General features: G+C 51.2%; 11 protein-coding genes. 2 read left to right on the top strand and 9 right to left on the bottom strand.

Annotated features, from left to right (window positions below):
- On the top strand, positions 1-327 hold a 327-nt coding region (locus tag IQ217_RS12590; RefSeq protein WP_194020201.1), incomplete at its 5' end, for a transposase.
- A 268-nt stretch (positions 328-595) separates the two neighbouring features.
- Here the strand turns inward: IQ217_RS12590 and IQ217_RS12585 are convergent.
- From IQ217_RS12585 to IQ217_RS12545, 9 genes are all read right to left on the bottom strand, one after another.
- Positions 596-1228, bottom strand: coding sequence for a DUF2231 domain-containing protein (locus IQ217_RS12585; RefSeq protein ID WP_190598799.1), 633 nt, complete (start codon positions 1226-1228; stop codon positions 596-598).
- A gap of 58 nt (positions 1229-1286) precedes the next feature.
- Positions 1287-1775: a DUF2231 domain-containing protein gene (locus tag IQ217_RS12580; RefSeq protein WP_010874203.1), complete on the bottom strand. Its 489-nt coding sequence runs from the start codon at positions 1773-1775 to the stop codon at positions 1287-1289.
- Between the two features lie 142 nt (positions 1776-1917).
- Positions 1918-3381 carry an FAD-dependent oxidoreductase gene (locus IQ217_RS12575; protein ID WP_194020200.1) on the bottom strand — a complete coding sequence of 488 codons (1464 nt, stop codon included), beginning with the start codon at positions 3379-3381 and terminating at the stop codon, positions 1918-1920.
- A gap of 247 nt (positions 3382-3628) precedes the next feature.
- Positions 3629-4171, bottom strand: a complete 543-nt coding sequence (locus tag IQ217_RS12570; protein WP_190598797.1) for a fasciclin domain-containing protein — start codon at positions 4169-4171, stop codon at positions 3629-3631.
- Positions 4172-4285: 114 nt separating this feature from the next.
- A complete protein-coding gene (devC, locus tag IQ217_RS12565) occupies positions 4286-5437 on the bottom strand; it encodes an ABC transporter permease DevC (RefSeq protein ID WP_194020199.1) in 1152 nt (383 codons plus the stop codon).
- A gap of 42 nt (positions 5438-5479) precedes the next feature.
- Positions 5480-6835, bottom strand: coding sequence for an HlyD family efflux transporter periplasmic adaptor subunit (locus IQ217_RS12560; protein ID WP_194020198.1), 1356 nt, complete (start codon positions 6833-6835; stop codon positions 5480-5482).
- A 94-nt stretch (positions 6836-6929) separates the two neighbouring features.
- Positions 6930-7655, bottom strand: coding sequence for a 6-phosphogluconolactonase (gene pgl / locus IQ217_RS12555; RefSeq protein ID WP_194020197.1), 726 nt, complete (start codon positions 7653-7655; stop codon positions 6930-6932).
- 86 nt (positions 7656-7741) lie between these two features.
- Positions 7742-10240: a CPBP family glutamic-type intramembrane protease gene (locus IQ217_RS12550; protein ID WP_194020196.1), complete on the bottom strand. Its 2499-nt coding sequence runs from the start codon at positions 10238-10240 to the stop codon at positions 7742-7744.
- A gap of 121 nt (positions 10241-10361) precedes the next feature.
- Entirely contained in the window at positions 10362-10598 is a 237-nt protein-coding gene (locus IQ217_RS12545; RefSeq protein ID WP_228024183.1) for a hypothetical protein, read from the bottom strand.
- 268 nt (positions 10599-10866) lie between these two features.
- Between IQ217_RS12545 and IQ217_RS12540 the strand changes: the two genes are divergently transcribed.
- Positions 10867-11229, top strand: a complete 363-nt coding sequence (locus tag IQ217_RS12540; protein WP_010874211.1) for a DUF1815 family protein — start codon at positions 10867-10869, stop codon at positions 11227-11229.
- The last annotated feature ends 140 nt before the right edge of the window (positions 11230-11369 follow it).

The raw sequence follows: 11369 nt of genomic DNA, 5'->3' as shown, positions 1-11369 counted from the left end.
AGAAGAAAAATGCAAAAAGACTTAATAGCGCCGATGTTATTCAGCGGAAGCTTAAATGCAACAGGTTTTGAAGGATGGCTTGAATTCTTTTTAATACCAGCATTGACAATGACGTCGGTGTTGATTACGGATAACGCCCCCATTCATCGAAAAAGAAGGATTAGGGAAATAGTAGAATCTGCAGGACATATTGTGTTATTTTTGCCAACTTATTCTCCAGATTTGAATGATATAGAGCATGACTTTAGTGCACTAAAGAGGGCGAGAATGTACGCACCTCCGGGTACTAGCATAGATAAGGTTATTCAAGATTACTGCATAGCTTAACGTCTCATAATTATCCTAATTAGCTATACATTGATCTACATACCTTATACCCCACTAAAGCGAAAAGTGCTATAGATTAAAATATTTGGTAAATTTATGGAATCAATTTCACTACTCATCTGCCTAGACTGACGGAAGAGGGACAAAACTTGACCAATTCGGTTTAAAAATCCGGCCTGCCCTGGCTTGATCGGACAATCACAACAGGGGCATAGTTTTGATAATTGAGCAAATGGGATCAGAGCACCCCCTTTTGGTTAACAAAAAATTAAAGGTCAATGCCCCCTTCGTTGAGCACCACGTTGGGATTTTCCCCCATGCGGAGAATATGGGCTGCCGTATTATGCACACCAAATTCGGCCCCTAGTTGGGCCCCCAGGGTGCCATGGATGGCCATATAGGCCATGAGGAATAGGGCAAAACCGAGATAGGCCCAGCTAACTTCATTGCGGCAATTGGTGCGCCAAACAAACCGTTGATAGCCGCGCCAAATGGTTGTGCCCACCATCATCGCCAGTAACAAGATACCTCCGACGCCATGGAGCAACATAGTTGTACCGGCGCCAATGCCCCAATCACTCACCTGATTTGTGGGAGGTTGGGCCAAGAGAATTTCAAAAAAGCCCGCCGCCACAGTAAAAAAACTAATAAAGGCACCGGCCACAGCATTGTACCAACCCACATCAAAGAAGTTTTGGCGTTGGGCGGGAATGGCAAACCCTTTAAGAATGATTTTGTCTAGGGGAAAAAATACGCCAGCAAAATCAAAAATTAGGGCAATGATGAATAACCCCAGACTGAAATGGACCAAATTGGGGTGGATGGGAAATCGGTAGGGCAGACCATTGGTGCCTAGCTGGAGGCCAATTTCTTTGAGTTGGTCAATCAGGGAGGGGTTCATGGGGCGGTCAATTTCCTCAGGAAAAAATGAGATGGGTAAGGGAACTTAAACCTAAAAGCTAGGGAATAATGCCGTCTTTGGTGGCTTGCACCACGGGAAGGGTATGCAGACCATATACCCAATCAACCAGGGAGCCGAGGAAAATTTGGATACACACTAATACCATAAATACGGTGGCCAGCATGAGGAAAGGCAGGCTGGTTTTCAGCGGGTTTCGCACCCTCAATACCCCCCGCCAAGCCGTTAACCCCGCCAAAATGGCCGACAATGACCAACCGTTGACCGTATGCCAATCCAATGCCGGTTGGGCCGCCGGGTAGGGCATGGCCAGGGCCGCTTCAAATTCACCGAAAATCACCGCAAAAAAAATGGCGATCGCCGCTGTGAGCCAATTCCACCAAGCTACTTCAAAGAACCGGGGCTTTTTTTGGAGGTAGCCCACCAGTTCGCTGATGTAGGCAAAGAAAACCATGCCAATGACAAAGTGGACAATGATGGGATGGAGGGTATCGGGGTAGGGCAGATTTTGGTCATTGAGGGTGAACATGGGCAGGTTCCACAAAGATGTTTTGGGTTGGGGGCTGGGGTTAGTAGTTAGTGGCCGGTCTGACGAAATTCATAAGTTAAACAAGTCAGAGCAAAAATAGAGTTAACTTAACCGAAGCTAATTGGCCATGGAGTTATCGTTCCTACTGGTTAACACTGGGGCTGGGTTGGGGCACAAAGGGCGGTCTTTCCCTTTCTGGAGTTTTGAAGCCAAAGTACAACAGGACAATAAAAATCAGGGGGGCAATGATGGCGATCGCCTTGATGCCCTGGTATTCCCGCTGTTGGGCTGGGGTCATGGCGGCCCATTTTAGTTCCTGGGCTGTGGGGGCATGGGGACGATGGAAACGGTCGATGGTTTCTTCGGCTAGCCATTGGGTGGTGGCCTTGAAGTTATGTAGAGGGGTGGGCAATAGCTCCAGATAGGTGGCGTTCCGCAATAAATCCCCCGCCTTGCCTTGGATGCGTACCCGGTCAAATAAATTGGCTACCCCATTGTTCAAACCCAGCTTCATCAACGTGCCCCGCAGTTGGGGATCGGGACTGACCAACGGTTTTCCCTTTTGCGCCGCCATCAAATTTTTGGCGATCGCCGCTCCTTGTTGATAGGCAATCTGGGCCAGGGCAGGTTTAGGATTTTCCTTGACGGTCACACAGTCTCCGGCAGCAAATACTTCAGCAAAGCTAGGTAATTGTAGGGTACTGGTCACCAGGGGTTGCCCGTGGCGGTCAATTTCCTCCGGGGGAATCTCTGCCGCCAAGGCTTTGAGGAGGGGATTAACCGCTGTACCCGCTGTCCAAATGGTGGTGCAAGTGTCTAAATGGCGCAATTCCTCCTCTCCGGTTTCCACAAATTGCAAACTTTCTGGGGTAACACCTTTAACCCCTACCCCCAACTTCAACGTCACCGGAATAGTTCTGGCTTGCAACTCTTCCAGGGCACAACGCTTGAGCCCACTATTGGCGTCCCCCGCTAGAATTCCCGGTGCATGGTTCACTAAGTAAATTTTTAAATCATTGATATCCCCCCCCATGGGCACGTACCAACTAGGCAGTAAATCCGCCAGCGTGGCCGCCATCTCCACCCCCGCCGGGCCGGCCCCAACGATCGCCACCGTCAGCAATCTTTCTTTTTCCGCTTTATCTTCCGTGGTTAGGGACTTTTCTAAACAGGTTTTCAAGTGATCCCGCAGGGCGATCGCCTCGGTTTGGGAACGGAAAGCAAAGGCATGTTCTTCGGCTCCTTTGGCCCCCAGATAACCCTGCACAGACCCCACCGCCAGCACTAAATAGTCATAATGCTGTTCCTGGCCGGAATCGAGCACCAAACGCTTCTCCGCCAACTGCACATCGGTTACCTTCGCCTGCACTAATTCAACATCACTATTGGCCAACAACTCCCCGTAGCTGGGACACACCACTGACTCAGGCAGTTCCTCCGTGAGCAACTCATAGAGCATGGGCTTAAAGACAAAATTTGTCTGGGGGTCCACCAAAATAATGGGGCCGGCGTGCTGATGGTGGCGCAGATGTAGGGCGGTGAATAGTCCCACAAAACCACCACCGACAATAACTGTTGTTGCTGAATCGGACGCATTAATGGCCACAGTTTTCCATCCCACTGCCGAACAATTTTCACCGTGCCCTGGGCACTTCCCTTGTAAAGGTAGCACGCAAGCAAAAAGTGGGGCCAACTTTCTAGAAATTGGAACCCCACTTCAGGGATGGTCGAATTGAGATGGTGCGTAGCCAGCCGCCTCACTCCCCCAGGGAAAGAAATTGGCTAAAAATTACTATTTATCGACAATTTAGAGGATAAATTACCATCTTGGGCAAAGATTTGCTGACAATCAATTACATAGGAGGCAAAATCACCTGATCCACCACATGGATAACACCATTGCTGGCATCCACATCGGCGGAAATCACTGTGGCTTTGTTGACTTTAACTTTGCCATCTTTAACTTTGAAGGTGAGGGCTTCCCCAGCCAAGGATTCCACTTCCCCAGAAGTGACTTGGGCGGCGGTAATTTTGCCGGGTACTACGTGGTAGGTCAAAATTTTCACCAATTTATCTTTGTTTTCTGGCAACAAGAGACTTTCCACCGTACCAGCGGGCAAAGCAGCAAAGGCATCATTGGTGGGGGCAAAAACGGTAAAGGGCCCCTCAGCGGATAAAGCTTCCACTAAATCAGCCGCTTCCACTGCAGCGACAAGGGTACTGAAGGTTTCGTTTCCAGCGGCAACTTCCACAATGTTCATGGTGGTTTCCATCGCGGCTTGGCTGACTACGGCGGGTTTTTCAGTGGTTTCCATTTCTGCCATGGCGACGCTGGGGACCCCGAGGGCAAATCCAGTCAGAGCAGTAAAAGCAACAATTCTAGCGGCGGTTTTCATAGCAATGTTTCCTAGTGAGAAGACTGTCCACCGCTATTATGACAAATTATAAATTTTTGTGAAGAGATGTTAAGGCAAAATTGCCACTGGCACAAGCTGACCCATGGGCGCAGCTTAGAAGATATCCGCCGGATCTGCGGCCCGCAAACGCCCCACGGCGATCGCCCCGGAAATACAACACATGGCAATGGTCATAATCAGTACGGTCAAAGCCCGAGCAGTGGTCATAATCAGGGGTAAACCCGTGGCCCGGGCGGTGTTGGTGTAGAGCAAAACCCCCAAACCAAAGCTAGGCAAAAAGCCAATCACCGCTAGCAGTAAAGCTTCTTGGAACACTACCCCCAACAAATAACGATCGCCGTAGCCAATGGCCTTGAGGGTGGCATATTCCGGTAAATGGTCGGAAACGTCGGTGTAGAGAATTTGGTAAACAATCACCGTGCCCACAATGAAGCCCATGGCGGTGCCCAAGCCGAAGACAAAACCAATGGTGGTGCGGGTTTGCCAATAATTTAATTCGTATTGCACCAACTTTTCTTTGGTGAAAACCTGGACATCGCCCCCGGTTAACTCCCGCCGGATTTGTTCGGCCACTAACTCCGGATCTTGCCCCGGTTTGAGTTGCAAAATGCCCACATCAATGGAACTGCGGTCCCGGCTGGGAAAAAGACGGAAGAAATTTAAGTCGCTGGTTATTAACGTGCCGTCCGCCCCAAAGGAAGAACCAAGGGTGAATAAACCCTGCACCTGGACGCGGCGATTACCCACTTCCGTAAAAACGGGGCCATCGGCTGCTAACAAAGTGGGTACCGGGCCAAATTCTTCCCTGGAGTCTTGGTCAAAGAGGAACACGTCAGGGCGTTTAATCAGGTTTAAATTTTCTTCTACCCCCGGTAGATTGATCGGATTACTGACGGGATTAAAACCCATGATATAAATTTGCCTGCTGACTTTGGTTTCCGGGTTTTTCCAGCGGTTGATGTCAATGTAAAGACTAGTGCCCCTGCTAACCGCTTTATTGCCCATGGCTTGGTACAAACGGCGGGACGCAAAAGGGGTAGGGTTAACAAAGGTGTCGGTTTGGGTGCTGAGAATGAATAAATCCCCTTGCAAACTCTCAGGAACCCGGACTGCACTGTCAAACAGGGCATTTTTGAACCCCAGTTGCATAAAAATCAACACATCGGCAAAGGCAATGCCGGCGATCGCCGCCAGGAGTCGCATCCTTTCATGGAATAACTGGTGCCAAGCAAGGGGAATTTTCATCTATTGGGTAGAGTGACGGATAAATCTGGGGTTGATGGACTTTTAATTAGGGGGAGAGGGGGGGGCACTGTCGGGTTCAATTTTCACCACCACCTTGGCATTGCTCAAACCGGCCACCTTTTTGCTTGCCCCGGGGCTGAGGGCAATTTTCACTTCCACTACCCTGGCATCAATGTCGGCGGCGGGATCGGAGTCCAGCACATCATTTTTGCCAATTCTCAAGCCAATATTGGTAACCTTACCTTCCAATTCCCCGCCAAAGCTGTCATTTTCACTGCGTATCCAGGCGGTTTGCCCCAGTTCTACCCGACCGATGTCATTTTCGTACACCTCCGCCACCACAATCATTTGGGACGTGATGCCCAGGTCGAGGATGCCATTGGTGTCACTGACTTTTTCCCCTGGGCGGGAATAAATTTTTAACACCTGGGAATCCACTGGAGCCCGCACCACAGCGGTGTCCAATTCAGCCCGGGCTTCCTGAAAGCGGGCCATGGCCAGGTTTAATTCCGCTTGGGCTTTTTGCACATCCACCTGGCGAATTTCTGCGATTTGGGAGAGGGTGGCCCGGGCCGATTCCCTTTCCAGCAACATGGTCTGGGCATCCTTATCCCGGATGGATTGTTGTTCTCGAATTCGTTCTTCCAGGGTGGCTTCGGTCTTCATTAACCGGGCCCGAGCTTCCTGTAACCTCTGGTTACTAGTTTCTAAGTTCAAGCGCCGCTGTTCCCAATCCGCCATGGCGATCGCCCCATTTTCCGCCAAACTGCGATAACGTCGGTCATCGTTGGCCGCTTGGTTCACCTCCGCCTGCAGACGGTCTATGGTGGCCTGTTGCTCTATTCTTTCCCCTTCCAATTGCTTAACTAAATTTGCCAGGGCGGCCTGGTTAACAGCAAAATTCTGTTCTAACTCCGCCTGGGCTTTCCGGACTTGGGATTCCTGGGCAGCAATTTGCCCCCGCTTAGCACCGGCTTCGATGATGGCCAAATCGGCCTGGGCCACCCGCACCGACTCCTGGGCGGAAACTACGGCGGCGGCCTTTTGTTCGTAGGAATCCAGCACTGCCACCACCTGGCCTTCCTTAACTTTATCCCCTTCCTTTACCAACACCTTCGATACTTTGGCTCCCCCAAAGGAACCGGGAGAAGCAGAAAGTTTGATAATTTCCCCTAGGGGGGCAATGCGTCCCAGGGCGGCCACGGGCTGGTCTTCTGGGGTCTGGGCTGCGGGAGCAAGGGCACCGGAAGCGTTTTCCTCCCCTTGGTTTACCCCGGAGCGGAGACTGTAAAAAATTATTCCCCCAGTGAATAAAACCCCCACCACCATGGCCAAAATGATCCAGCGGAGGCTATGGTCAGGGCTGGCAAGTTGTCCGGTTCTCGTGGATTCACCCATAAGGCAAAAGGGGCCAATAGCTGGAAAAGACTAGGTAAATTGTAACATTTCGATACAGGGGAATATGGGGGATATGGGCAAAGTTCTGGGGGGCTCAAGAAGGGCGCAGATTTTCCCCGGCCGCTTGGTCTAGGAGCCAGAGCAATTCCCCCTGGGGCTGGATATACCGGGCTGGATATTGCTGGGGGTCGGCTTCTAGGGCAAAGATTTCCCCCAAGGCTTGCTGTTTACTGGCCCCTGCCACGAGAAAAACCACAGAGCGGGCCTGGTTAATCAGGGGAATGGTGAAAGTTAACCGGGGTTGTCCGTCCTTGTTACCCACTGTGATTAGGCGATCGCCAACGGTCAGGGCCGGGGTGTGGGGAAAGAGGGAAGCGGTGTGGCCGTCATCCCCCAAACCAAGTAATACCAAGTCAAAAGCGGGGAAGTGCCCTGCTTCCACCTGGAAAAAAGTGGCCAACTCATTTTCGTAGGCCTGGGCATCCTGTTCCGGATCGGCGGCGGCGGTAGGCATGGGATGGATGTTGGCTTCGGGAATATCCACCTGGTCTAACCAAGCGAGGCGGGCCATACGTTGATTACTGTCGGGGTGGTCGCCGGGGACATAGCGTTCATCGCCCCAAAACACATGGATTTTTTCCCAGGGCAGGGCTTGGCGGGCCAGGGCTTCGTATAGCGGTTTGGGGGTACTGCCCCCCGAGAGGGCAATGGTGCCTTGGCCCCGTTCGGCGATCGCCTTGGTGATGCGGGTGGTGACACAAACTAGGGCCCGCTCAATCAAAATTTGTTTATTTATCAACACATCCACTTGGGGAGCCATGGAAACCTCTGGGCAATGGATAATCTAATTTTTCCCCTCCATATTGGGGTTGTTTTCCACTTAGGTAAAGGAATTGTCTAATTTCTTCATCTTTTGGCTTCTTGATGGGCTAATTTGCCGTAACCCCCCAGGGCCATTAACCACACTGTCACCACTAACCAATGGAAAATAGTAATTAACCAGAGGGAGCCGCTATACCAATAAAGGGCTGTGGTCACTATGCCCAATAGACCAGTGAGGGTAAGGAAAATGGGCTGGAAAAACAAATTTCTGCCCCTGGGATAAAACAGCAGGGCGTTGAGGGGATGGTAGATCAAAAACAGCACCAGACTCAGGGCCATGGCCCCCAAGGTGGGCCAAAATAAATTCAGTTCAGTGGGATAGGGCAATAACATGACCCGAAAAACCAATTCTTCCCCCAGGGCCGGCAGAAAAAACAGGGCCAAGATTGATTTCACACTGCCCCCCAAGGATTGCTCCCACCATTGCCATTGCAATAGGCCAAATTTCATCCCCAGGGGAATGGCGATCGCCCCGTAGACCACAACAGCGATGCCGAAGAATTGCCAATCCTGGGGCTTGGGTAAAAGAACTATGGCGCCCAAAGTCCGGCGGGCTAGGGCCGAAAACACCGGCACATCGCCAAAAATACTAGTGGGGGCCAGGGGTAAAATTTCCGGCATGGCTCCCCCCACTTGGTTGGGGCGCATAAACCAAAGTTGGGCACCCTGTTCAAGGAAAATTTGGTTGAGGATATCTTGGTTAACCCGGGGCAACATGGACTGCCAACTGAGCAGGGCATTGACGAGGGTATTGTCCTGGATGAAATCGTATTGATTGGTGAGATTGTCCGGGTCTAAGCCCGCTAGGGTGGCGGCATTGTTTTGCCAGTCTTCCCTGGTAACGCCCCTGGGTTTGAGCATGGCCAACAGGCGCTCGCCCAATTGTTTCAGCCGTTGAAAACGTTGACTTTCCGGGGAACTGGGGTGCTGATCCAACCAACTGAGAATTTCCGGGCTATTCTCCACTTTTTGCTGTAAACCCACAATGGCTAGGTACAGGGCTTGGTTAGAATCCTGCACACAGGACGCCGCCGGACTAACCCCCGCATAACCAGTGCCATCCCCGGTGCGGTAGCGGGCCATCATAATTTGCAGTTGTTTTTGCAATTCATCCAGGGGGGAAAGCACCACCTCACCAAAATTGTAATCCTGTAACAGGTCCAGTTTGACCATCACATCGGCAAAGGGACGACTTTGGACCCAGCCCCGCTGTAAATTGCCCGCATAGTTTTCCCAGGTTTGGGAGCCTGCAATGATGCCCTGGGGATTATGGGCATAGACCTGGTAGTAGGGAATTTCCCACTGCAACTCGTCGGTAAAGGGGTCCCGCACAATCTTAGGCAGGCTAAAGGCAAAATGCCCCGTCACTGTGCCCAACATCGTCTTTTCTCCCAATTTCCCCCCAATGCCGCCAAATAAATGCATCCCCAACAGGCGATCGCCTTCTTGCCATTGGCCCAGGGCCACCTCGGGGGAATCACTGCGGGGATCAAGTAAAACCTTTTGGGCTGTACCTTTGCGAGCGGGGGTATTGTGCCAATTTTGCTGACTAATATAGTCTCGACCGGGGCCTAGGCGAAAAATTTGTTCATCGGGTTGCAATTGCACCAAGGAGCGTGACTGGAGGGATTGCACCGTGAATAGGCCATCCTGACCTTGGGCCCCATAGATATACCATCCCGCTCGACCCACAGCGGTAGTGGCCAAATCCCTAGGAGTAGACATAAACCGATCGCCATTCAGGCGGGGCTGTTGGGGAATACGAATTGTTTCCTGGGGGCCATCAAACTGCTTACTGATGGCATTGTAATGTTGGACCAGCATTAAATCCGTGGCACAGGGCTGGGAACCAGGACAATCCTTGGGCACTGTGCTAGGGTCTGCTTTCGGATCAGGGCCAATGATTTTCACCAGGGCTTGATAACGGCCCGTCACCATTTCCGGCATGGTGGGCAGTTTAATTTCTGCTCGATTGCCGGCAGGGATATTCACCTGGGCCTGGGGAAAGCGCACCAACACATCGTCCACTGGTCTGGCTCCAGCTAAGGATTGCAACGGCCCTACCTGCGATCGCCCATTTAAACGACTGGGTAACAGATTGCCCCGGCGTTCACTATCCAAAGCGGCGGGGGTAAAGTTTACGTCGGTGGTAACTAGCTTTAAGTATCTTTCCAAATCGCCATTGCCCTGCCAGGTGAGGCGGAGTTTTTGCCCCACTAGGCCCTGTTGGCTTGAAGGAGCCTGATACAGTTCCATCCAGACCCAATCCCCGGGAGTGGCTTTAGTTTCTGCCACCGTGGGCAGGATTAATCGCCCCAACCATTCCCCCAAGGGTCGATAATACGCCCCATCTAAATTCTGTTGCAGGGGATAATAATCCACCTGGTTAGCGGGCAACTGACTGCTGATTTGATAGTCCGGGATGCGGTCGGAAGAGCCCTGGGGACGGAATAGCATGACCAGGAAAACTATCACCAAAGCGGCGATCGCCCCTAACCCTATCCGCCAGCGCCATTGCTTCATTTTTGAACCGCCCTAAAAATTGCCATAAAAAAACACCTGGGGCGTCTTTCCTTGTTTCGACTCCAGATGTTTTTCTAATTTCCTCACACCTGACCTAAGTATAAATCACCAACGGAGAATGTCAAGGCTCCACCCCAGAAAAAAGCTGATTTTCAAGAAATGTTGACCCAAAGCAGAACTCCAAAGCCTTTTCCTCCGTCGTTTGCCGTAGATTGTGAATTTTTTCTAAAATTTTCTCAAATCCTTCAACCTGGGTCTCCCCGATGCCAGCACAGTTCCATAGACCAAAAGCAAATCCCCCACCTGGATTATTCTTGGTTAAGAGTTGTACACAGGCGATCGCCATTTTGATAACCACGCTAAGATCACGGAGGATTGGCAAAAAGCCCAGGCTGATTGGCGACTTTCTTCTGCGGCCATAAACCGCTCCTGAAGCGGCTTTTCCTTTCTAGATCCGACGTTGTAATTGATCAATTATTTCAGTCGCCCGGCCGATGGACAACCGCCATGGCTCTCCAAATCGGGGTTCCCAGACCAGGATTAAATTAGCCTTTCCGGACAAGGCCTCTGTGAAAATCTTAAAAAAGTATTAAGATTTTAAAAGCTAGCTTATTTTCGGAGGAAATGTGTTTACTCGACTTGCCCAGCAACACCGCGATTTCGTGAAGGATTTAGTCATGAGTCTCAGGGCTCTGGCCACTGTGCTCGAAAATCGAGGCTATATTGCTTCTTGCTACACCTGTGGCGACCAACTCAATAGTGCTTCCTTCATGGTGAGTTTGGGGGAAAATCATCTGATTCGCTTTTTGGTATCGGACTACGGCATCACCTGGACAGAAATGCGGGATGACCGGGAATTAATGAAATTAGAAGGGGCCGAGGCGATCGCCCAATTGGAAGAGTTGGCCAATGTGGTCAAATATTGCTTGGCCGATGCCCCCAAAGGTGGCCGTAAAAAACGGAAAACCGCCCAGCTACAACTAGTCTAAGGCTGGGGTGTGCCATGGCCTCCGATGAGCTAAGTTTTCCCTGTGGGCCACTGCTGAGTTACGGGGGAATTACCGTTGATTGCCCTCCGTAAGGTATGGGGACCGGAATGGATTGTTTTGTCGTAGGACGTTAGATCCCC

The organism is Synechocystis salina LEGE 00031 (assembly GCF_015207985.1).
GTDB classification, from domain to species: Bacteria; Cyanobacteriota; Cyanobacteriia; order Cyanobacteriales; family Microcystaceae; genus Synechocystis; species Synechocystis salina.
Note: the sequence above shows the minus strand (reverse complement) of the source record. Positions and strands in the feature narration are given on the sequence as shown.